Below are 25,021 nucleotides of genomic sequence, written 5' to 3' on the forward strand. Positions count from 1 at the left end.
AATCGAGAAAGCTACCATTTCTCGTATGTCTAGATGACTAAAGTTTAAAAAGCTCGATGAAATTCCAATTCAAAGGATACTTCATTCGAGCTAATGTTACCTTTTCTATTCTACATTTGATCAAGGTAGTTCCTCATTTTTTTGCTCGATGAACCGTCCGAGTATTGATTCCAGTTCTGAGAAAATTCACGAATACGGTCAATATCAAATTGATCTTCCTTAATATACTCAACGATTTCTTCAGTATTATACGCTACGGGGCCAGGAACCTCTAATTCGTAATCAAACCAAATTCCTCGCTCATCGACATATTCATGAATATCATATGGAAAAAAGATCATAGGTCTATTCAGTAAAGCATATTCAAAAGGCAACGAAGAATAGTCTGTAATTAATATATCGGTCACTAATAACAAATGGTTTACATCAGGATATTGAGAAACATCATAAACAAACCCCTCATAGGATCCCTCATAATCAGCTGTTTGCACGGTTGGGTGTAATTTTAACAGTACAATATAATCTTCAGTCAAATGTTGATACATATGCTTTAAGTCTAGTTTAACTTTAAATTTGTCATGCTGAGCATCTCTAAACGTCGGTGCATAAAGAATGACCTTCTTTTCTTTTAGGTGCGGGTTCATTTCATATAGATTTGTTTGCAAGCTCTTTATTTTTGATTCGTCAAAAAAAAGGTCAGTTCTCGGAATTCCTGTTTTTAAATAAAGATTATCATCACTAGTGCCGAATGCCTCACTGAATATGGTTTTCATACTTTCAGAGCCAACAACAATTTTGTCAAACTTAGCATATACTCGTTTAAATCGATTAATGGCAATTTTAGAACGTTGCTGACTATCTTTCCCTTTTAGCCCAAACGTTTTTATTGCACCTGCTGCATGCCAAACTTGGATACACCGGGTATCCTTATTAAAATTTATACCAGCTAAAAAAGCATAGTAGTTGTCTACAAATACTACTTTGGCAGTAGCCAAGTGATAAATACCTTGCAACCATTCTTTTATATTTTTAGTCTCAAAAGCATAGCATTCTGCCTCTACTAATTCTGACCAATTGTATCTATTTGACGGTTTATTTAAGAAAATAAATCTATAACCTTGAAGATGCTCATGTGCATCTTCATAAATTTGTAGATGATTATCTCCAAAGCTTGAAACAAAAACGATCTTATTTTCCGTCGGCAATCGTTTAAAAATAGAAGATAATATATAAACAATAAATGAATAAATCTCTCCTAAAAAATCTTTCAATATCATAATAAAACTCCTCTTTTACAAGATCTACGAAGTCTTATAATCACTCTATTAATTATAAAGATTTTATTACTTAATAAATCTATAATACTTACTCCAAATTGTTAAATAAATTGGTTACTGTCCCAAACAAAAAAAGAGAGAGTGGCTCCCTCTTCAAATATACTGATTAGTTATTCACTAACATTAATTCTTCTTTAATTTTTGTTGTTGAAATTCCTTCTGTGCGTGGTAAATAAACTACTTCACACTCTTTCTTCAAGAAATCAAACTTTCCTTCCCAATCATCACCCATTACAAATAGGTCAATGTTGTGGTTTTTGACATCATGTACTTTTTGATCCCAATTATCTTCAGGTATCACTTCATCTACATATTGAATCGCTTCTAGAATAAATTTCCGATGCTCGTAGCTGTGATATGCTTTTTTATCTTTAATGGCATTAAATTCATCTGTGGATATGGCAACAATAAGATAATCGCCTAAGTTTTTTGCTCGTTTTAGTAAATTAATATGACCCCAATGCAACAAATCGAATGTACCGTAAGTAATTACTTTTTTCATTAGTTTACCTCCTGTAACACCCTAAACAGGGTACACAATAATAATTGTTAGGTTAAATTCATCACGAATTATTTCCAAAAAATGATTTGTTTCATAAAATTATATCATACATATACTATTGCTTACTAAAATTCGACAATTTTTTAGAAACACATAAGGAAACTGAATATCAACATGATATTCAGCCACACTTTCATCAATATATCACAGGTTGTAAATAAATTCATTCCATAATTAAAATTCCAATTTTTTACCAAGTGGTTTGAACTTTTCAAGAGAATTCTTCTTTACCACTTCTACTCATTAAAAGGTTTACCTCAGTTTTCACTTCTTTATCGCTAAATAAAGTACGATATATCGCATTTATGATCGGTGTATCCACTCCCGCTTCCTTTGCCATATAGAAGGCAGCCTCACATGTCTTAACACCTTCCACGATCATACCCATTTGCTCAAGTACTTCGTTTAGTTTATATCCTTGTCCAAGAAGGTTGCCCGCTTTCCAATTTCTACTGTGCTGACTTGTGCAAGTTACAATTAAATCACCTACCCCGGACAAACCTGCAAAAGTAATAGGGTCTGCCCCGAAGTGACTACCTAATCGAGTAATTTCAGAAACACCTCGCGTCATTAGCGCAGCTTTTGCATTATCTCCGTATCCTAATCCGTCACACATTCCACAGCCAAGAGCAATAATATTTTTTAGAGCTCCTCCTAACTCTACACCAACGACGTCATCATTTGTGTAAACTCGGAAGTACTGATTCATAAATAAATTTTGTACTTTCTCAGCAGCAAGTAAATGTTCAGAAGCAGCGGTCACTGTCGTTGGCTGCCGCAATGCTACCTCTTCGGCATGACTGGGTCCAGATAAAACAACAATACTCTTAATAAGTTTATCAGGCAGCTCTTCTTGTATCATTTCTGAAATACGCTTTGATGTTTTTGGTTCGATTCCCTTGCTCGCATGTACAATTGTAACCTCATTTTCCACTATTTTTAGTAGTTGTTGGCAAACGCTGCGAATGGCTTTTGTTGGGACGACCAAAACGATTGTATCAATTCCTTTAACAGCTTCTGCTAGCTGTCCCACTGCATTTATTCCAAGCGGCAACTGAACACTAGGTAAATATTTACGATTCTCATGCCTTTGATTTATTTCCTCTAAAAGGTCCTTATTGTTCCCCCAAAGGTTAACATAATGACCATTGTCTGTTAAAACTAATGACAATGCAGTACCCCAGCTTCCGGAACCTAGAACTGCTACATTTCTTTTCAAACAAATCCCCTCTTCAACTCTTACTATGATCTAATTATTACTTTTTCAGCTATATTTTTTGAGGCAAGGCCATTATCCCATTCACAATATTCACCGTGAAATGTTTCTAATTTTTTCATATAAGGTGCATATTCTATTTCTAAATTCTTCAAAGTATTAATGACTTGATCATTAGTTAATAACGTGGGACCAGGCCATTCGGTTTCATGGTCTAAATAAAAACCTCGTAAAGTATCTTTATATTTATCTAAGTCATAAGTAAAAAATAATATTGGGCGCTTCAAGTTAGCAAAATCAAAAAATACTGAGGAATAATCCGTTATAAGGATGTCTGATATTAAATAAAGTTCTGCGATATCATCATAATGAGATCCGTTATATACAAAATCCTCCACACCATCAATATCTAAATTATCCGCAATAAAGTAATGTGTCCTTAAAATAAAATAATATTCGTTACCTAGTTCTTTTTTTAGTCGTTTTAGGTCTAGCTCTAATTTGAACTTATATTGACCAGGTTTGTAATATTCATCATCTCTCCAGGTAGGTGCATAAAGTACAACTTTCCTGTTTAGAGGAATTCCCAACTTACTTTTAACCTTCTCTGAGATAGAATCTTTATCTGGGTTATATAGAATATCATTTCTTGGATATCCGTATTCAAGTAATTCATTGTCGAATAAGAAGGCTCTTCGAAAGATATCACTGGAATATTTATTAGCAGAAACTAGATAATCCCAATCACGAGACTGTAAATAAAAGTCTCTTTTATAATTAGGGTTAGCCGAATGTACATCTTCCATATCAAACACTAATTTCTTTAATGGCGTGCCATGCCAAGTTTCTAAAAAGACTTGCCCTTCTCTTTTATGAAACCATACAGGTTGTCTCATGTTATTTACGATATATTTTGATGTAGCTAAATGATAAAAGTACTTAATACCAAACCTTTTCACTTTATGATTTAAATGATTTAGATCATTTCTTTCATCACTAAAGATCCAAACATTTTTGTAATCTTGTTTGTGGTTTTCATCAATATATTTATATATATATTTAGGGCTATCCGAGTAATTTCGTCCCAGAAAGCTTTCATATAAAATTTTGTTTTTCTTTAATGGCAATTTTGTCAAAAGGCTTTTATAAACAAATACTTTAAATTTTCTAGGCTTTTTACGGAAGGTCTTTACTGAACTAACTGTTATTCTTGTCATCGCCATTAACTTTGCTAACTTGGGCATCCCCATTGTTAATGTTTTTATTTCCAGTCTTGCTGATAACTTAGATTTTTTTAAAGCTTCCTTTTCTACCAATTTCAGTGCATTAACCCAATTTTTCATAACTACAGTATTCTTTTGATATTTTAAATAGATATCTCTCACGTATTTGTAATAATAGGCATTTATTAATTTCTTATCTAAAACTAACTTCATCTTATCAGTTGTAAGCTTCTCTCTGGCTTTCTTATATGCTAAAGGCAACTCATCAGATAACTCATCCTTATTGCTTTGATATAATGATGGGTATCTAATTGAATCACTCCTCACTCTCTTTAGGTAATAGGAATCAGGATCAAATAGTACCTTATCTGCTCTATCAAAAGATTGGAAATTAAATGGAATGTCTGAATATAACTTTAGTGTTGGATCAAATATAATATAATTTTCTTCCAAAAAGCTCTTCTTAAACAATATGTTTGTAGATGAATTTCTATACTGTTTAGGTTTCGCTTCTAAGGTTTTATTATTACGACTATTAATAAGCCTCTTTAGCAGAGTGTGGTACGCATCGGAAAAGGCAGGTTTTTTCGTAATTTTTTTTTGAGGCCCTATAACAACATCTGGAATTTCACTTTTTAAGTTCTCCACCAAACAGAACAAGGTATATTCAGTAATTAAATCGTCACTGTCTAGAAAATATAAGTATTCTCCAGTGGCAGCATTAATTCCAGTATTTTTAGCTCCGGCTACTCCCGCTTCGTTTTGGTTTTGAATAATTGTTATAAAAAAATCGGCATTTTTATTTGATAAATAATTTAAATCATCATTAAACTCTCCATCTGTAATTATAATCCATTCAAAATTAGAAAATAACTGTTTAGATAATATTTCAAATTGTTCTTCTAAGAAGTGAACATCGTTTTTCGCCACTGGAGTGATCACACTAACTTGAAACATAAATTTCTTCCTTTCTAGACATTGGTTAACTTTATGAATCACTTTCATAATTCATTTGGTTTAAACAAGCACACAACTTCAAAAAAGTATTTTCTCAATTACTATTTATTGGAAAAAGTGTGTCTATTTGCAGCTCCGTTGGACGGAGGGGGCTAAAAAGACTCTCTTATCGTACAATAGACATGAGGGGTTTCCTCCCATTTCATTTCGTTTGTTAAATTCGACATTTGGGGAGGTGCTCCTTTTTCATGTCTTAGAACCTTTGAGCCACCTGGGCTCAGAATTATGAAGTTCATTCATATATATTTTAAACATTATATACTTCATTATTATAAAACTGAAAAGTTATTACAAAAGGTATTTTAACATATATTCAACTAAATGATTCACAACACGATCATATAGGTCGATTAGTTTTTTACTTATTTCATCAACTACCCAATGAAAACCCATATATTTTCATTCTAACTATATATAAACCAATAGAAAAAGCACACTGTTTAGGTTTTTTCTAAATACTGACAATTAGAACCTGAAACAATGTGCTTTTTACGTAGGTTTAAGTTGTTTTTTTGAATTATTTATATCTTACATTTTACTTTGAACAAGGTATTTCCATTGCCTTTTCCCCATATTTATTAAACCCTTAATAGGTTCAGTTATAAAGTCTGTTATTTTACCTTCAACAAATGGCTTAGTGACAGTTTTAACCGGTAGAGACGCCAACAAGAAAGACATTATTAACGCATAGAGGGGAATCATTAGATATTGCCATATAGCAGTAAACTGTTCCGGGAAGAACACTTCATAAAGTGTTCTTATTAAAGCTCCATGTAATAGATATACATAAGCGGTTCTAGTCCCTAAGTGAGTAAAGAAGGTGCGATTTTTAGGTATAAATGCAAGGAACGAGAAAGCTACGCAAATAGAAAGGAGATAGAACATTACACGCACTCCACCTACATACCATTGCTCATAACCCATACTTTCGTAATTCGACATTCCTAATACCCAAGACCTTGCTTCAGAAAGAGAAAACACGTCTATGGCAAACCAGACAGCAATTAGAATGACTGTTGCGACTACTTTTGCTTGCCAGTGGTAAAGAAAACGGAAGTGCTCCTTTTTTAAATAATAGCCTAATAAAAAAAATGGGAAAAAGACAAAGGTCCTATGAATACTAAAATAGTGACCTGCACTATCAATAAAACCAACTCCGACACCTAGTGCCACCGCAATGATTAGTGGGTATTTCATCTTTGTGAAAATAAAGAGTAATAGATTCCAAATAAATAAGCTTAGTAAAAACCAAAGTGTATATTGAGGTGAGAATAAATCTAATGTTAACGATGCTCGGTCATACAAATGGTAATAATAATAGGTATAGATAACTTGAAAGATGATATATGGAATAAATATTTTTTTCGTTATTTTTTCAATATATCCTTCTTTATAAAACCCTTTAGCCAAAAATCCTGTTAAGAGTATTAAAGCAGGCATTCTAAATAATGAAAGAAAATTATTCATCTGATATATTAATTCATGATCATTTCTAACTGGACTAATAAAGTGACCAAAAACAACTAATACGACTAATATAAATCTAGCATTATCAAAATAGGGATCTCTTTGTTGTAAGTTCTTGATGGTTACTCCCTCCCTTTGACATTTGTTATATAAACACAATGACATATTACACGAAATATGTATTTTGTCAAACAAAGTCGAACGATGTTATTTCTATAACCTCAAAAGGCGAGGATTAATTAGTTTATTCGCACGTAAAAAGTACTACTTTTCCGATAATCCCCTCAAATATATCACTTTATACTATCGGCTATTCATTCCAAAATCAGGCATACCGAATCACAATAACAAAAACTTCGCTAACTAGTGTTTCATTTACAATAGTTAGCGAAGTTTTTTATTTCTACCTAGCTGTTTCTATTTTCTTATCCTGAAGTGAATATTTTACTGTTACATTATAAATTCTTTTGCAGTTATGCTGATCGGTCTGAGAAAAGATTTGAGATTTGCTATATTTAACACCTTCATTTTCTTTAAATCCCTTTTGTATATATTTTTTAACGGCTTCCACTATTTCACTTTGCTCATGAACTATATCTCCTAAAAAGGTCTCATGAATGGGACGAAGAATCCCATTTTTAAAGAAACTTTCTTGGTCGAAATGATAATAGATGACAGGTTTCGCCATGTAAGTGAAGTCAAAAGATACACTGGAATAATCGGTAATCATAATTTGACTAGATTTCAAAAGGTCTTGAACGTTTTTTTCACCTAATTTTACAATTCTAATGGTGTCACACTCAAAATCTTTAAAATCACCCACGAACTGTTGCATTCGATAATGAGGATAAAACTCAAGCCACATATTATTTTCTTTTAGTAAACGATTCAAATTCTCATCTTTAAGAAGTGAAATGTATCGATTATAATACTCAGATTGAAGGAAATCTTCTTCTGTATTTAGCCATTCTCTCCAAGTGGGGATTAGTAGAATTTTTCTTTCTGGTTGATGGTCACGCAAAAGATTATCAAAACGAGATAATCCTGTTACAATCACCTCATCCTCCCCATAGCCCATCTCATTCATAACCATTTCTTTTTCATCTACAGACGACACACAAAATAAGTCAAACGGATAAAGATAGTAGTGTTTATTATATTCAACACTCTTTCTACCTAAAACACCATGTTGGAGAAATACCTTTAATCCATCACGATATGATTTCATCAGCACACCTTTAAATGGAAGTAAGTACTCCAGATCATGCGACCCAAAAAATGCTGTAGCTTCTAGGCACTTCTCAACATGCTCGTCACTTCCTATGAATAATACATTCCCTAAAGGTTGAACATTTTCGATATCCTTTGATGAAGGATCTATGGCATAATACACTTCCATTTCTGGATAATTTTCTCTGCAATATTTAAAGAAATGATAACCCGTATCCTGAGCCGTATCAGGACGCTCACCAACTATCCACACTTTTTTTGATTTTAAACTCCAAGTCGCGTTAGCCCACTCAAGCTGCTTTAAATGCGAATTTTGGTAATGATATGTTTCAAGTTTAATATTCCCTCTTGGTGTATGGGTAAGGTAGCACCCTACGGAATTGTCATCACCTTTTAATAGATACGAATCAATCACATGGTCTTTCAAATAGACGAAAGTTTGAGTACCTAGTTTTCTTTCTTTAACAACCCCATACGCTTGTACTTGAATATAGAGATCAATGATATCTTTGCCAATTTCGGAAATAGCTAATAAATCAGATAAAGAGAAGGATACATGAAAATTCGACCATTTCCCTTTACCATTCTCTACTATATGTGCTTGTTTTCTTAAGAAACGATATTTCTGCTTCGTTGGAAAAACTCTTTCATTTTCGTTTTCTCGACTTCTAGCAATGACTGAAATCAATTGGTCCTCTGGGCTGTCGTTTTTGACTCCTTCTAAATAAGCATATCCACTTAATGTCAGATTTTTGTTTTTTAGTTGCATTGACTCTACATCTCTCACAAGAGTAGGATCTTTAAATACAAAAGAAAGACGGTTATTAACGGTAGAATAAAAATATGAATGGTATAGTTCGCCATTACAATGATACTCTTTTCTTGTTAGCTCTTTCATTTCTTTTGACCCGGACCTAATCCGAAAGAATCTTTCTACACCTTCACTTTCTCCTGACAAATAAATATCGTACCGAGAGTTTTTAAGTTGATCGATTTCAAATAGGTCAGATTCATCAATCGTACATTTAAATAGTAAGCGTTTTTTATTCTCATTTAGCACTGGAGTTATCTCAATCGGAACACGAACTTTTATATTCGAATCCCTTTCTCTGAAAATAAAGCTGTAATTTTTTTTCATTAGTGTTTGATCATAAAATGAACCGGTAATTTTCATTGTTTCACTTTTTTCATGTTGAACTTCTAATTTATAAAGCTTGACAGTTTCGGTTAATACATTTATAGAGAAGGAACTTTTCTTAGTTTTATAAGGCTTAAATGATAACGTTCCTTTTAAATCATCTTTTTGATAAAGAACCTTACTAGTACACACTTTCTTATCTGTTAATTTCATCCGGTATTTTTTTTGCATATTATCAGTCTCGATATAGAAATAGGCATCCCAAATCCCATTGTTGGTAGGAAACTCATTGAGTTCAACTTGGGCTCTCCACGTTTTGCTATCGATCCATTGAATAGGTACCTTTTTAAAATGCGGACCTTTTCTCTTCTTAAATAAAACCCCTACGCCTTTTAAAGAATATAATTCATCTAAAACCTCTTTACTGGATTCACCCTCCAATTGATAGCCTTTTTCATTTGCATGTAATGAAGAAAGAAAATTTGGGTATGCAGTTAGGTTTTCTAACTGTCTACAAATGACTGTTTTAACACTTAAATTACCAGCTACTGTTTGATAAGGCTCGTAAAGGATACCATACTGAAAATGAGTAAAGGCTTGAGGTATGGTATACATTGCTTTAGATGGTTTTAATCTATATCTTATTTTTGTTGTACCATCAAATAACACTACATAAATTGCCCAACGCTGATTTTCATCTACCATTTTGTCAGCAATGCTGGGAAACATTGCTGAAAATGCTAATTCTTTATTACGTCCTTCACCCGCAACATTTAAGGATATGAATGGCGCAGTAGAAATAGTCTGTTTATCTTTCATTTCTATAACTTCTATATTTGAATAAGATAATAAACGATCTTTTTTTAACTTTTTAGGAACAGAACTCATTTTCCCCGATAGAAGTACCCCTTCCTCAGAGCTTTGGAATTTCTCTCCATAGAAATGATACCTGCTTCGTTGACGTAATAATAACGTTTTAATCTTTTTTATTACTATCTTCGCTTTTTTTAATAGGAATCTGGATGGTTCTCGAAACATGGTGGTGCCTCCCTTACAAAAGAAATATACCTCTTTTCCCTAAAGTACCCTTTAAAGTAGGAAGGAAAAACCTCTATTTATTAGAGATATCAGACTATTTTTTTTGAAAAAAAGGGAAATAACTTTATATCTCCTTACCAATTAACTAGAACCAAAACTTCTCTTTTTTTGTTATTTTTTCATGATGGTAATGTGTGCTATTAATTTATTGTTTCCCAACAAACTCTACCATCGCATATACTAACCGATAAAATGAATCTAAATCTCCTCTTGGATCTCTCAAACTTCTGTTCAACTCTACTTGCATCGCTTCAACGCCATGTTGATTGGCGGCATAATTGGCGATCGTGCCTGAGTGAGAGGCAGTGAACGTGAGGTTTTCCTTTACTTTAGTAAAGCCTTGATCTTCCAAACTAGCTTTAAATTCCGCTACTCGCTTGGCAGAGATAAGATTTCCATGGTCTGTACCTATGTCAACCTGGAACGGCCTGCTTTGTGCGGCTCCGTGAAGATCGATGACATGTGTAATGTTATTTTCACTTATGACTTTATCTAGTTCTCTTTTAAATGCTGTGTCATTGTAATAGTTTCCGTCCCTTGATTCTTTCTTACTATACATAATATGTGAATCTGCGTATTCATTGAGCAGAAGGGCGATAGCTCCGGTATAAGATTCTGCGAGTTTTCGATCACCTTCACGTATGTGGGTTGTCGTATGTGGTGCGGTAATTAGTACAGATGAACTTCCTCTTTGATACGCTACCTCTTTATTCTCACTTACATTTCCTTTATAGCTGTTTTGTGAGAATTGAAATTCATAGTTAAAGATTTTACCCCGAAGAGTTCCGTTGGCATAGTCATCTGTCAATGTTTGTAATGCTACTTGTTGCTCAGAAGCAGGTTCTGAAGGCTGTTCTTTATCTTTATCTCTTTCATTCAATTTATTAACTGTTGTTCTTTCAGTGGATTCTTCCTCTTGTTTAGCATCTGATTCGCTTGCTATTAACTGAAAGAAATTTTGTAGAGAGAGTCTTATTTCCTCTTTCTCTGTCAACCTTTCCCCATGAAATATATTAAGTGTAAGCTCCGAAAAAAGTGAATAGTAAGTTGTGAGTAAATTTAGTGGTATCTGTTGTTCTGCTTCTTCTATTTTCCAGTTATTTATGTTCCCCTTAGCTTTTATGTTCTCATCTGAGATTATTACTGTAATAAACAAAGGGATAGCGATAACCCACGTTATAAGTAATGATTTTTTTCTAGTCAAAATCGATCGACTCCATTTTTTATAATAGTGATAGCTACCATTAACACACTAATAAAAACCACAAATATTTTCAATAATTTTCAAGCTTTATGATTGCCAAATAAATCCAATAGTCCTACTAATTACTTTTATTAGTAGGACTATTTATGTTAATTGACAAATAATATTCATTTTTTGGACATATATAACGATAATGTAAAGAGGATAGGCAAATCATTTTGAGGTGATAGGTTTGTTTTTTAAGAAAATGAAGAGGAAAAAGGCGGAGCAATATACACATGCTCAATGTCCAAAATGCGAAGAGGTAACCACGATAGATAAGTGGAATCAACTGGCAAAAGCTACATATGGTCCTGATAGCCCTGATTTGAGAACGCTATCAACTAATAAGGCAAATACTTTTCCTTATCAATGTCCCCAATGTTTTATGGGATATTCCGCTTATCAAGTTAAGTTAGTACAAGAAGATGAGTTGAAGCAATCAATGACGTTAAATCAATCTTCTACTTAAAAGAAGATTTTCAAAAAGTCCAGGAAATCAATTATGTAAAAAAAAAGAGAACCCGATAACGGTTCTCTTTTTCAATGACTGTTTTCTAAAAAGTTGTTGCTTTTTGATAAGATAAGCGTCCGAATCCGCTACAGGCGGACGCTTTCACCCTTGGGCACAAGTGCGACATCCGTTCTTCCTTCACTTCGTTCGGATTCACGGTGTCTTCTTTGCCGTGAGCAATGCTTCAGGCACCTCGTTCGCAAACCCCAGCTCACTCCCGGTTCATCAGCTGCTCCTGCGGTTCCTCGTCGCAAGAAGACCATTGTTGCTTTTCTCGCTGGTGTCGCAGCCTTTCGCTCTTCCGACCTATCAATAAAAACAACAATCTATGCAAAAAGAGCTTGGTATTAATGGCCAATAAACCATTTTGTAATACTGTCCCCCCATATCTGGTGACCTTCCTGATTTGGAAGATTATGTTCTTCTAAGTAGGATAACAGTTCTTCATCATTCGTATCGGGCCAGTCTAACCAGTGATCAATGTAATCATATCCTTCTGACCTTGCAAAATCACGGACATCGTCTATTTGTGTTAAATAATTATTTGCTTCAAAATAAGGCTGCGATGGTTGGACAATGATGTAGCTGTCATCATCTACCCGTTCAATAGCTTCAATCATCATTCGAAGGTGAGCAACGGTATGTTCATTCATTACTTTACCATTATCATTCCATATAAATGGCTCTATAATATAAATATCCGCTTGTAATTCCGCAACTTCTTCATGGTGACCATCCCTTACAAAGTCTAAACTTGTCATCTCACCATAATCCTCAGTTTGAACTTCGAAGAGATCACCGAAATACTGATTCATATCTTCTTGGAATAATTCAGGCCATGGTGTCAGCCCCTCATTATGAAAGTCTACTAAAGTACCTGAGCCAAAAGCAACTAGATTTAACGTCTCGCTATTTTCATAGGATGTAACAACCTTTTCACTCAGTTCATTTGGCATCGGTTTCGTTAATGAAGCGATATCCAATTCTTCTGATATTTCTTCTAACTGTTCAAAGGATTCATCACTTTCTTCATCTTTCTCTGTATCTTGCTCGCTAGTCAAAGCCGATTCTTGCGCTTCAATTGATATAGCATCCAAACGTTGCTCATAATATAGCTTCCCAAAAATAATAACCCCTATAGAAAAAATAATAAGACTTGCAAAAATTAACTTTTTCATAGATTAAACTCCTTCAACCAAACTGTGTACGACATATTTACTGTTATTATACAACGTTATACACGTTTTATCAGCAAATTTTTCCACTTTTGGTGTATTGCTTCGTATGACTTTTGTTGATAGGTGGCATCTATTTCTCGACACCCTTTACAAGAGGCACTTCAAATAAATAAACAAAACCCTTATTTCCTAGGGAATAAATGTTGTTAAATAAACGTTTATTTAAATAAAAATACTGTTTGAGATTGTCGATGCTGGTTTAACCGCGTTCGACAAATACCTTATAATTAACCTCCACTGTCTGTAGCTCAGAGAACATTATTTACGTTTTAAAAACAAACGGTATTCATGTAGTAACCAATAATATAAAGTGGTAAGGTTATTGTAGATTATTGCCAAGGAGTGTCTAGCTATGAAGAATAAAAGCACCTTAATGATTCTGAGTTTTGTGGTCTCCCTAACCATAGTCCTCTTTTTCGCAGGTCCTGGGTCTTCATTCATGTATTCTACAGCTAGTATTTTTAACTTTACTGAAACCGTCTCTGCCGCTCAAAGTAGCAAACGTGAAATCGCGATGCAGGAAAGGTCAGGTGACTTTGAAAGAAAGTTTGTGACCGAAGCGCAAATCGGAGCAGTTGGTGATGTACTTTTACATGAGAGAGTTTATGACGACGCTTGGACAGGTGAGGGTTATGATTTCCTGCCGATGTTGGAACCTATCAAGCCTCACTTAATGGAACTAGACTTTTTAATGGCTAATCAGGAATCAATTCCCGGTGGTACGGAGGTCGGGCTCTCCACTTATCCGCTCTTTAACAGCCCCCGCCAAATTGCAGATGACTTGCGGGAAGTCGGCGTGGATTTTCTCAGCATGGCCAATAACCATTCTCTTGATGCTGGTCTTGAAGGGATTAAAAGTGCCGTTTCTCACTTAAGGGAAATTGGTATGCCTTATGCAGGAGTATATGACAGTCATGAAGATCTGGACAAAGAGAGAATAATGACAGTGAACGATATTGACTTTGGTGTTCTTTCTTATACTTATGGGACAAACGGCATACCGATTCCTTCAGGACACGAGTACGCTGTCACTTTGTTGGATAGTCCTACATTGGAACAGGACATTCGTGAACTTAGTGAGGTTTCCGATGTGGTCATCGTTCATGCTCATTGGGGAGATGAGTATGTGAGAACACCAAATGCTGAACAACAAAGGCTTGCTCAACAAATCGTTGACGCAGGAGCTGACATTATTATTGGCCATCATCCACACGTACTTCAACCGATTGAGTGGCTTGAAGATGATAGTGGGCGTGAAGCCGTTGTGTTCTATTCTTTAGGTAATTTTTTAACCGGACAAGTCTTTGAATATACCGACATTGGGGGTATTGCAAGGCTCAACGTACGTAAAACGACCCAAGGTGATGAAAAGACCATTGAACTTTCCTCCCCGGATATCTTACCCACGTTTGTCCACCATGAAGATCATGATGATCACCGCGTCATCCTACTGGAAGATGCTTACGAGCAAGGGGTTATTGACAAGTCGCATGAGAAAATGGTTAACCATGTGGAGTCGATGATGGAGTAACGTGAAGATAAGTTCAGATTAAAAAAGCAGGTGCTATCGCTAAGCATCTGCTCTTTTATTAACTTGTACCAAATCCATACAGCAGCAAACGTAAAGTATGACTAAAGTATCCTCACAAAAAAGTGAAACGAAGCGCGTAGTACTATTTTACTATTATCATTAACTTTTGAAAGTAAAGGAAATAATCCTCGCTTAAGTTTTATTGTTTAAGAGGTCTAAGTGTATTGCTTAGCGTATTTAAAAGGTTTAGTAACTTCTCTTTTTTATTTGAGGGAAAATACACCTAATCACTTCTAGATTTTAAAGTATACTCCTTTTAATAGTTTTATCTTCACACCAAACGAACTACAAACAAAATGGTCGTTTATACCTTTTGAAATATTCATAATTTTTAGTATATTTAGGTTGGTAAGGAAACCTTACTAACTTAACGAGACAGGAGGTGTCTTTTCTTTCACTTCACAACATGAACAACCGACTATTCGTGCGTGTTCAAAAAGTTAAATGAGCCAGCTATTATACCGGACTTTTTGAGCATATTAAAAATTTAGGAGGTTTTACTGTGAAGAAACCGGTTATTGGTCTGTTTTTAGCTATGCTTCTTCTTTTGGCCATCGTTATTCCACAAGCTCCTCAAACATCTGCAGATGACCCTGATGAAGATTTATGGAAAGTCCTCACACAGTTAAATACGACGACGAGTTTTATGAATACAGGCGCTCACCCTGACGATGAACGCAGTCACCTTTTAGCCTATTTATCACTTAAAGAAGGCGTTCGGACAGGCAGTATGATTGCTAACAGAGGTGAAGGCGGCCAAAATGAAATCGGCCAAGAACTTGGAAATGGACTAGGAATAATCCGCTCGGAAGAACTGATTGAAGCATCTGCTGTTACGAATGTCGATTTGATGATGCTTAGCCAGGATTTAGATGACCCAATATATGACTTTGGTTTTTCAAAAACGACAGAAGAAACGCTTGATGAATGGGGAGAGGAATTAACCTATGAACGCCTTATTCGCGCCATTCGTGAATATCGCCCCGAGATTGTGTTCCCGTCTTTCCTTGATGTCGATACACAACATGGGCACCACCGGGCCATTACGGTTCTATCGTTAAAAGCATTTGATGATGCTGCTGATCCGTCGGTTTTCCCAGAACACCAAGACGAAGGTCTTGAGCCTTGGCAAATTAAGAAAATGTACTTACCTGCTGAAGATGTAAATGATCCTACGCTATCGATTGAAGTGGGCAATGAAGTCGATCCTGTTTACGGAATGACTTATGCTCAGCTAGGTGAAGAGTCTCGCTACCTCCATAAAAGCCAAGGAATGGGGCGAGACCTGGCTGTTGAACCCCTTTACGTACATCTAGACCTTGTGAAGTCTGTAAATGAGATTCCTGATCAAGAGGAATCAATTTACGAAGGACTTGATGTGACGTTTAAAGATACAGCTGAAAATCTTGAAGGTAAAAACAACCAGATCCGAGGGGCGTTACTTCACGTGCATCGTGCTTTAGAGGAAGTTATTGAGCAGTACCCGGACCGAGGTCAAACCCTCCTTTCAGCTCATGAGGCTTTAAGTGAAGTCGAGAAAACAAAAGACCGTGTTAAAGACCGAAATATCGATCAAGAGTTAAAAGATGAATTGCTTTTTAAACTGACGATCAAAGAAGACCAGCTTGCTGAAGTCAGTCGTGTCGCTTCTTCTCTAGAAGTAGAGGTTGACGTTGAAAACCCAACGTTAACGAAAGGAGGCACAACTACAGCTGTTGTGCGTGCTGAAAATAAAAGTGACCAAACGTTGAATGATGTGGATGTAGACCTTAACGTTCCTGCTGATTGGGAAGTCGAGTCCACTTCTGAAAAAGTCAGTCTGGAGCCAGGTGAAGGAATAGAATCAAACTTTGAAGTTCAAGTACCAGAGGGGGCTGATTTTTTCCATCCTTATCATCCTTCCGTATTAACAGCGAATGTTAGCTATGACGTCAACAGTCAAGGCGCAGCATTTGTAGCAGAGCCTGAGGATACGGTTGCTGTGCTTCCGGATGTTGCTGCTCAGTTAACCCCGGATCAAGTGTCCATCAACCAATTGGATGTGCCTGAAAACATTGATGTAGAGATGACACTGACGAATTACGTTGACGGTGCTACAGAAGTGACACCATCGTTAGACGTCCCAGACGGATGGGCTGTGAGTGCTTCTGAGGAAACGGTTCAATTTAGCGAACAACTTGAAACTCAAACCGTTTCATTTACCCTTACACCACCAGAACAGGGGCTTGACAAAAATTTTGAGGTCGTTGGACAATTGGACGTAAACGAACGAACATTTGAAACGACTGTACAAACGATTGATTATGACCATATTGACAAATCTTATTATGTTTATGATGCTGTAGCTTCTGGTATTGCGTTTGATTTAGCCCTTCCTGAGGATTTAAAAGTTGGTTACATTGAAAGCGGTTTTGACCGGATTCCTGAGTATCTTCACAATATTGGCATGGACATCACTTCCTTAAGCGATGAAGAGATTGCCGAAGGAGATTTGTCCGAATACGATTCAATTGCTCTTGGGATCCGTGCTTTCCGAGGCCGGGAAGGATTAGCTGAACAAAACGATCGACTTCTCGAATATGTTGAAAACGGAGGCCACCTCGTTGTTCAATACCATACTCCAAACGACTCTTGGGATGGTCAGACAGCTGCTCCGTACCCTATTGAGATCGGTGTTCCTTCGATTCGCTGGAGAGTTACCGATAAAAATGCCGATGTGAACCTTTTCGATCCAGAACATGAATTGTTTAATTATCCAAATGCGATTGAAGATTCCGATTGGGATGGATGGGTTCAAGAGCGAGCTCTTTACTTCCCAATGGGCTGGGATGACCGCTATGAAACGTTTATCAGCATGGCGGATCCCGGAGAAGAGCCTTATACGAGCGGCATTCTCATGGCTGAGTACGGAGAAGGAACGTATATGCATACAAACCTTGTTTGGTATCGCCAAATTCAAGGCCAGGTTCCAGGGGGCTACCGTATTTTCACCAATCTCTTAAGCTACCCTCTTTCACAGGAATAACCGGTATCGAAAAGTTCAGAGGTCACTGCCTTAGTGGCCTCTAGTTTTTCGACAAAAACCCGGTGGTGCCAGGCACCACTTAAATATTCAGAATTTTCTTGACAAACATTTTCCTACGAAATAACATAGACATAAGTTAGTAAGGAAAGTTTACGAACTAACGTCCGATAATCATTCAAGGGGCCATGCTTATGAAACTTTCGAAAACAAGCACGCCTAATTACTTAAAGTACTTAAACAAAAAGAAGATTCTTCAATACTTGCGGGATAACAATGAAATTTCCCGAGCTGACATCGCTTCTGCTCTCTCCATCAGTAAACCGACTGTGTCTGCTATTGTTGACGAACTGATTACGGATCACTGGGTCGAAGAAAAAGAAAGCTTAGTGGCTAGTTCAGCTGGTGGTCGAAAGCCGATTCATCTTTACTTCAACCCAAATGCCCAATATATTGCGGGTGTGGATATCGGCGGTACTTATGTAGAAATAGGCCTGATGAATATGAATGGCACGATCGTCACTTTGGACCGGTTTGAAACGCAAGCCGCTCTAAAAGGAGGAATTGTCCTAAAGATTTGCGAATATGTAAGGAAACTACTTCGGGATACGAAAATTTCTCAGACAGAGGTGATGGCTATAGGAATTGGTGCTCCGGGCATTACCGATACCCAACAAGGCTTTGTCCTTGATGCACCTAGCCTCGGTTGGCTTAATTACCCGTTAAAGGAAGAAGTGGAAACAGAACTCGGTCTTCCTGTTTACGTTGATAACGATGTGAATGTCGGGGTTCTTGGGGAGCAGTGGAAAGGCAAAGCACAGAACGCTGACCATGTCATCTTAATTACACTCGGTACCGGTGTCGGTTGTGGCATCATTGTCAATGGGATGCTGTACCGCGGGTCTTCCTTTGCAGCAGGAGAAATCGGCTACATGGTCACTGATAAAAATGAAGCGAGTGAAGAATACGATGATATCTTCAAAGGCTATGGGTTTCTCGACAGTCACGTTGGCGGGCCTTCAATCGTCAAGCGAATGGAAAAAAAGCTTGCGGAGACGAAGACGCCGGATCCTCTGATTAATTCTGGCGAACTATCTGCTAAAGTCATTTTTGATTTAGCTAAACAAGACCACCCTCTGGCAAGTGAAGTCATTCGTGAAACCGTTGATCACATAGCTTATTCATTAGTCAATGTCATCTGTATTTTTAACCCGCAATGTGTGATTTTGGGCGGCGGTATCTCAAAATCAGGGAATTGGTTTTTGCCACGAGTTAAGAAAGTATTGACCGAACACTTGCCACTCCAAACAGAAATTTCGTTAACGGAATTAGAAAGCATTTCTGTTATTGGAGCAGGCGCTCTTTGCTTAAAAGAACATGAATCGTTACTCAAAAACGAAGGGGTTATGTGAGATGGCGTTAACAAGATCGCAATCATACATCGATAACACCTTAGAGCCGACTTACACTTTTACAAAAAAGCATTTCTATACGTACATTATGGAAATCAACCTCGCCCATACATTAATGCTAAAAAAACAGCAAATTGTATCCGATGAAGATGCCAGTAAGATTGCAGAAGCCACACTTGCGTTACTAAAGAAGGGCTATAACAAAGAATACGACCCAGGTTTTGAAGATTTATTTTTCATGATCGAATCCGACCTTTCTAACGCTATCGGACCAGAGCTCGTTGGGAATATGCACATTGCGTTTAGCCGAAATGATATGGATACGACGATGTTTCGTATGTTATGGCGTCAAAAACTATCCGAATGGATCGAGCAAATTAATGATCTTAGAGAAACCTTACTAGAATTAATCGATGAACATAAAGAAACCGTTATGCCCGCGCATACACACAATCAACAAGCCCAACCAACAACGCTAGCTCATTACTTACTGGCTGTTGAAAATAACCTCCAACGAGATGTGGAGCGAGGGATCGCTTTATACAACCGGATTAACCATTGTCCTATGGGAGCCGCCGCTTTGGCAACGACTGGTTTTGATATTGACCGCTACGAGATGAGTGATCAGCTTGGCTTCTCCTCACCTTTGCCCAACTCCTATGATGCCATCTCTGCCTCAGACTTTATGCTCGAAATTGGAAGCGTCTTATCCATTTCCTTAAGTACTCTTTCACGCTTCGTATACGACCTCATGTTTATGGCAACTAACGAAGTCAATACGTTGCGATTGCATGACCAACACGTGCAAACATCTAGCATTATGCCTCAAAAAAGAAATCCGTCCGCATTAGAACATACACGTGCTTCTATTAGTAAAGCTATAGCTGAATTACAAGGCTGTTTTACCGTTGCTCATAGTGTCCCTTTAGGAGATATCGTGGATATTGGCGATGACATTCAACCACCTCTTCTATCTGGAGTCGACCATACTTATGGGATTCTCGCAATTTTAACAGAGATTCTTCAACATGCTTCCTTTAATAAAACAAAACTTTATCAGAGTGCTGAGGATGGGTTTTCGACCGTCACGGAGCTTGCGGATGTCCTAGTGAGAAATCATAGTGTTTCTTTTCGAACCGCTCATAAAATCGTCTCTGAGCTTGTAAAAGAGTTGACAAAAAACGGACAGGACATTCGTCAAGGAAATGCTGATCTTGTCAATTTTATCGCAAAGAAAAAGGTAAATGTCACACTTTCCTTATCCAAGAATGAATTCAAACGAGCCATAGATCCAAAAGGTTTTGTTGCTGTACGAAAGACCCTTGGGGGGCCCGCTCCTCGGGAAGTTGAGCGACAATTAAATGCCGCACATCTCACCTTAAAGAAAGATCAAAATTGGATAGCCGGAACTTTCCATAGCCTTAGCCAATACTCTACCAGGTTAGAGGAAAACGCGAAGCTATGTGTAAAGGATAATCACTCTGTTTAAAACAAGGGGGAAGCGAAGATGAAAAAAAGGTTGCTACAAGCAGGTGTATTGTCGTTAGCTGTCTTTTTAGCCGCGTGTGGCGGAGACAGTGAAACAGAAGGAGAGGCAACAGGCGACGACAACGGGGATTCAACAGAAGTTGATGAAGATGTGGGTGAAGGTGACGAGGTTGTTGAAATTGAGTATTGGCAATACCACTTTGATTCAAAGGTAAAGCTGATGGATGAACTGATTGAAGAGTTTGAAGAAGAAAACCCAGGTATTAAGGTCAAACAAACGACCTTTCCTTATGACCAATTTAATGAGCGCGTCGCTGCCCAAGTGCCAGCTGGACGTGGTCCTGATGTCATTAACCTTTTCTACGGCTGGGTCCCACTCTATGTAGATTCAGGTTACTTACAGCCGCTTCCTGATGATGCATTTTCTCATGAGGAGATTGAAAATGAATTTTTCCCAATGGTTGAGTCGGTTAAACTCGATGGCGAATATTGGACAATTCCAACTGCTGTTCGAACGATCGCGTTATTTTACAACAAAGACTTGTTTGAAGATGCAGGTTTAGATCCGGAACAGCCGCCACAAACATGGGATGAGCTTGTCGATTATTCGATCCAACTTACACAACGAGATGATAATGGTCGCCTGCAGCAAGCAGGGATGGCTTGGGAGCCAAGTCAACAAGGCCACCACTGGTTTAGAGATGCTCTTCTTTATCAAGCTGGTGGCGAAGGTTTAAGTGAAGATCGCCAAACAATTCTTTGGGATGATACGGACGCCGGCCTGGAAGCTTTCAACTATTGGCTTGATTTCCCACTCACACATGAAGTAGCCGAACGTGATTTTTATACCGATGACGTAACGGCCTTCATGACAGGGCACGCCGCGATGAATGTGGACGGCTCTTTTCGAGTCGGAACCCTTCAAGCAGACGCACCTGATTTGAATTATGGCATTGCTCCGCTTCCTTCCAAAGATGAGAAATCTACACAGGCATCATTCTGGAGCAATGGGATTACATCCAATGTTGAAGGAGAAAAACTCGATGCCTCCGTTAAGTTTCTCGAATTCTTAACGACTGAAGATGTGATGGATCGTTGGTTAGACGAAACCGGTGAACTTCCTGCCAGAGAATCTGTTGCTCTTCAAGATCAGTATTTAGACCATGAACTGTACGGTGCTTTTATTGAACAATTGCCTTATGCCAATGCCCACTTTTTCGTCGATGAAAGCCGCGAGCGTGATTTGGCGATTCAAGCTGTAGACCGTGTGCTATTACAAGGCGTCGACCCTGAAGAAGCCTTTGAAGAATTCGTAGAGTCAACACAAGCACTCTTTGACGATTACTGGGAAAACCGATAAACAACTCAGAAGCCTGGAAGGTCGATGTTTGTATCGGCCTTCCTTCCAATAGGAGGTCTTTTTATGGCTGAACAATCATACGAAACGAACCAGCCTTTACAACCTAAACCTAAGCCTAAAAAACGAAAACCAAGACTAACCTTAAATCAAAGTAAATACCTTTTTGTTTACGCTTGTTTACTCGTGCCACTACTTTTCTATATCACAATTCGCTTTATCCCAACGCTATATACATTCAATATCGGCTTTCGTGAGTGGAATATCCTCTCACCTGAACAGCCCTTCATCGGCTTCGAAAACTATGTAGCCTTGGCACAAGACCCTGTTTTCCGGAAATCACTCATTAATACGTTTATTTTTATCTTCTTTGGTGTGTTGGGACAAGTCGTCATCGGTCTCGGTGTCGCCTTACTGTTGCAACGGATCAATAAATTTGTAGGCGTCTTTCGCGTGATTTATTTTATCCCTTACGTCACGAGTATTGTAGCGGTGAGTTGGGTGTTCCGCTGGTTGTTTATGAACAACGGGTTTGTAAACGAGATGCTCGTAAACCTAGGACTCCCTGCGCAATTATTTTTAAACTCTCCGAACCAAGCAATCTATATCATTATCGCGACAATGGTGTGGCAGGCTCTCGGTTTTCAAATGGTTATCTTTTTGGCCGGCCTTGAAAATATTCCGAAGACCTTTTATGAAGCAGCCGAAGTGGATGGAGCAAACAGTTGGCAAAAGTTTAAATCTGTCACGTTCCCTTTACTGAATCCAACGATCGTCTTCTCCGTCGTTATTGGAAGCATTAATTTTATCCAAGTATCCTTCACTCAAGTTGTCAACATGAGTGTCGACAGTGCCGGTGGGCCACTTCAATCAACGCTGACGATTGTCGTTTACATTTACCAGCTTGCATTCAGACAATTCAGCATGGGAATGGCTTCTGCAGCTACCGTCATTCTATTCCTTATCGTGTTAACCATTACGATCATTCAAATGAAAGTCTTATCTAAGAAGTTTGATTACTAGAGGGGAGTGCAAATCAGATGAATAAGCGTACGAAATCAGCCATTGTCTACACACTATTAATCTTAGGATCGATCATCATGATCTTCCCGTTTATCTGGATGGTCTCCACTTCCCTCAAAACACCGCTTGAAGTCTATTCTTTAAACATCATTCCTGATAACCCAACCTTTGAAAACTACCGAAGAATTTTTCAGGATACACTATTTGGGAAATGGTTTATTAATAGTCTGATCATCGCAATTGTGACGACCATCAGTGTTGCTTTTTTTGATACGCTTGTCGGCTACATTATTGCAAAGTATAAATTTATCGGGAAAACGATTATTTTTATCGCTATTTTAAGTACATTAATGGTTCCAACAGAAATGCTGATCATTCCTTGGTATTTGATGAGTTCTGAATTTGGCTGGACTGATAACTATTGGGGGCTGCTTTTCCCAGGACTGATGACCGGGTTCGGGGTGTTCTTGATGAAGCAATTTATGGAGTCGATTCCAGATGACTTATTAGACGCAGCCCGAATTGACGGTTTGGGCGAATTTAAAATCTTTATGAAGATTGCCATTCCACAAGTGTGGCCTGCAATCTCAGCACTCTGTATCTTTACGTTTTTAAGTAACTGGAACGCCTTTTTATGGCCACTCATCGTCATCGAGTCACCAGAAATTTTCACCTTACCAGTCGGCCTCTCCTTCTTTGCATCCGGAGAATTCGAATCACGCTGGGAGCTTATCATGGCCGGTGCTACTATTACTGCTCTACCACTCATTCTAGTATTCTTCCTTCTGCAACGACATATTATTAAAGGCATTACATTGACCGGGATGAAGTAGGTGCCTGACCCCCGGTGCTGTGCAGAGGTAGAGTGTGAAAGCTATTTAGATTCCGAGAATACACCCCTGTACCGTATGACAAACGCAAAGCAATAAAAGCCAAAAACACCTCCATTAAGCAGGGTAGGAGGTGTTTTTGGATCATTTACAACTATAAGAAGAGGCTGACTTATTTCATTTTCCGTAAACTGGGAAGTCGACAATCCCTAAACGTTAAACAAAACTTTTTGGGCTTGTATAGCTGCTCCCATTAAGATCCCAGAGTCACCTAATCTGGAAAAGATGATTTTAGCCTGCTTTTTATCAGGTTCAGTAAGATACATTTTAGATTTTTCTTCAATTAACTCCCTTATTTCTATGTAATTCTTTAATAACGTGCCACTTAACATCAGAATCTCGGGGATGTATGGATAAACGATATTTCTGTTAGATCTATACCAATTTTATAAAACGCATTTTCCCGAATATCGAGTATGGTGGAAGTCTTAATTGCACTTATATATTATTTCTTTAGAGAAATGAGACTTTTTAAACATCCCCCAATATGCAAATCCTGTTTTTAGTTATATAATCGAGGATGTATTGGAGGGTTGCCGGAATGAAACGTAAAAGATTTATCGCTTTACTCATATGTTTCACTTTAGCAACGATTCTTCTTAGTAGTGGATACAGCACAGTGAACGATATTTCCCCTTTGAATGCTTTGGATACCGTTCATATGTATGAGATTGGAACTGATACATCCTTTCCTTATGATTCCGATAAACTGTTCACTTATGTCTTCTTGGTGTTAACTGCAGCTAATCTATTAACGAAATTAATTTTATCGTTACATCAGTATCCAGATTGGCATTTTAAAAGAATAATAATATTGTTAATACCTATCTATTACGGAGCTGATTATATCGATCATCCCTTTTATCGTATCTATTAAAATATGATTTTAAAGGGGGCGATCATCGTGATGATCATTCGATTAATCGCTGTTGGTGTTCTTTCCACTTCAGCTTTA

The 25,021-nt window shown here is 37.5% G+C and carries 17 protein-coding genes; 9 read left to right on the forward strand and 8 right to left on the reverse strand.

All coding sequences use genetic code 11. The annotated features are described in order from the left end of the window. Nucleotides 1–110: 110 nt before the first annotated feature. The 7 genes from CDZ94_RS11360 to CDZ94_RS11390 form a co-directional block, all read right to left on the reverse strand. Nucleotides 111–1,277 carry a CDP-glycerol glycerophosphotransferase family protein gene (locus tag CDZ94_RS11360; RefSeq protein WP_096437121.1) on the reverse strand — a complete coding sequence of 389 codons (1,167 nt, stop codon included), beginning with the start codon at nucleotides 1,275–1,277 and terminating at the stop codon, nucleotides 111–113. Nucleotides 1,278–1,443: 166 nt separating this feature from the next. Next, nucleotides 1,444–1,839, reverse strand: a complete 396-nt coding sequence (gene tagD, locus CDZ94_RS11365) for a glycerol-3-phosphate cytidylyltransferase (protein WP_096437123.1) — start codon at nucleotides 1,837–1,839, stop codon at nucleotides 1,444–1,446. 271 nt (nucleotides 1,840–2,110) lie between these two features. Further along, a complete protein-coding gene (locus CDZ94_RS11370; protein WP_096437125.1) occupies nucleotides 2,111–3,118 on the reverse strand; it encodes an NAD(P)H-dependent glycerol-3-phosphate dehydrogenase in 1,008 nt (335 codons plus the stop codon). Nucleotides 3,119–3,141: 23 nt separating this feature from the next. Continuing rightward, a complete protein-coding gene (locus tag CDZ94_RS11375) occupies nucleotides 3,142–5,295 on the reverse strand; it encodes a bifunctional glycosyltransferase/CDP-glycerol:glycerophosphate glycerophosphotransferase (RefSeq protein WP_198546714.1) in 2,154 nt (717 codons plus the stop codon). 588 nt (nucleotides 5,296–5,883) lie between these two features. Beyond that, nucleotides 5,884–6,987, reverse strand: coding sequence for an acyltransferase family protein (locus CDZ94_RS11380; RefSeq protein WP_245415783.1), 1,104 nt, complete (start codon nucleotides 6,985–6,987; stop codon nucleotides 5,884–5,886). Between the two features lie 238 nt (nucleotides 6,988–7,225). Next, nucleotides 7,226–10,228 (reverse strand): CDP-glycerol glycerophosphotransferase family protein, encoded by a 3,003-nt coding sequence (locus CDZ94_RS11385; RefSeq protein ID WP_096437131.1) that lies wholly within the window; start codon nucleotides 10,226–10,228, stop codon nucleotides 7,226–7,228. Between the two features lie 205 nt (nucleotides 10,229–10,433). Then, nucleotides 10,434–11,492, reverse strand: coding sequence for an N-formylglutamate amidohydrolase (locus tag CDZ94_RS11390; RefSeq protein WP_096437133.1), 1,059 nt, complete (start codon nucleotides 11,490–11,492; stop codon nucleotides 10,434–10,436). 232 nt (nucleotides 11,493–11,724) lie between these two features. On the opposite strand from CDZ94_RS11390, the gene CDZ94_RS11395 reads away from it, so the two are divergent. Beyond that, nucleotides 11,725–12,003 (forward strand): CpXC domain-containing protein, encoded by a 279-nt coding sequence (locus CDZ94_RS11395; protein WP_096437135.1) that lies wholly within the window; start codon nucleotides 11,725–11,727, stop codon nucleotides 12,001–12,003. A gap of 389 nt (nucleotides 12,004–12,392) precedes the next feature. Here CDZ94_RS11395 and CDZ94_RS11400 read toward each other — a convergent pair whose 3' ends face one another. Further along, nucleotides 12,393–13,223: an SGNH/GDSL hydrolase family protein gene (locus tag CDZ94_RS11400; protein WP_096437137.1), complete on the reverse strand. Its 831-nt coding sequence runs from the start codon at nucleotides 13,221–13,223 to the stop codon at nucleotides 12,393–12,395. Nucleotides 13,224–13,635: 412 nt separating this feature from the next. On the opposite strand from CDZ94_RS11400, the gene CDZ94_RS11405 reads away from it, so the two are divergent. From CDZ94_RS11405 to CDZ94_RS11445, 8 genes are all read left to right on the forward strand, one after another. Next, entirely contained in the window at nucleotides 13,636–14,814 is a 1,179-nt protein-coding gene (locus CDZ94_RS11405; RefSeq protein WP_096437139.1) for a CapA family protein, read from the forward strand. Between the two features lie 562 nt (nucleotides 14,815–15,376). Continuing rightward, nucleotides 15,377–17,899 carry a PIG-L family deacetylase gene (locus tag CDZ94_RS11410; protein ID WP_096437141.1) on the forward strand — a complete coding sequence of 841 codons (2,523 nt, stop codon included), beginning with the start codon at nucleotides 15,377–15,379 and terminating at the stop codon, nucleotides 17,897–17,899. 191 nt (nucleotides 17,900–18,090) lie between these two features. Continuing rightward, a complete protein-coding gene (locus tag CDZ94_RS11415) occupies nucleotides 18,091–19,308 on the forward strand; it encodes an ROK family transcriptional regulator (RefSeq protein ID WP_198520798.1) in 1,218 nt (405 codons plus the stop codon). Between the two features lies 1 nt (nucleotide 19,309). Further along, complete coding sequence (argH, locus tag CDZ94_RS11420) at nucleotides 19,310–20,797, forward strand: argininosuccinate lyase (RefSeq protein WP_157911748.1); 1,488 nt, start codon at nucleotides 19,310–19,312, stop codon at nucleotides 20,795–20,797. An 18-nt stretch (nucleotides 20,798–20,815) separates the two neighbouring features. Further along, complete coding sequence (locus CDZ94_RS11425; protein ID WP_096437147.1) at nucleotides 20,816–22,156, forward strand: sugar ABC transporter substrate-binding protein; 1,341 nt, start codon at nucleotides 20,816–20,818, stop codon at nucleotides 22,154–22,156. A gap of 63 nt (nucleotides 22,157–22,219) precedes the next feature. Continuing rightward, nucleotides 22,220–23,176 (forward strand): carbohydrate ABC transporter permease, encoded by a 957-nt coding sequence (locus tag CDZ94_RS11430; protein ID WP_096437149.1) that lies wholly within the window; start codon nucleotides 22,220–22,222, stop codon nucleotides 23,174–23,176. A 17-nt stretch (nucleotides 23,177–23,193) separates the two neighbouring features. Continuing rightward, entirely contained in the window at nucleotides 23,194–24,009 is an 816-nt protein-coding gene (locus CDZ94_RS11435; protein WP_096437151.1) for a carbohydrate ABC transporter permease, read from the forward strand. 598 nt (nucleotides 24,010–24,607) lie between these two features. Beyond that, nucleotides 24,608–24,943, forward strand: a complete 336-nt coding sequence (locus tag CDZ94_RS11445) for a hypothetical protein (protein ID WP_096437155.1) — start codon at nucleotides 24,608–24,610, stop codon at nucleotides 24,941–24,943. The last annotated feature ends 78 nt before the right edge of the window (nucleotides 24,944–25,021 follow it).

The organism is Alteribacter populi (assembly GCF_002352765.1).
In the GTDB taxonomy this organism is placed as follows: Bacteria; Bacillota; Bacilli; order Bacillales; family Salisediminibacteriaceae; genus Alteribacter; species Alteribacter populi.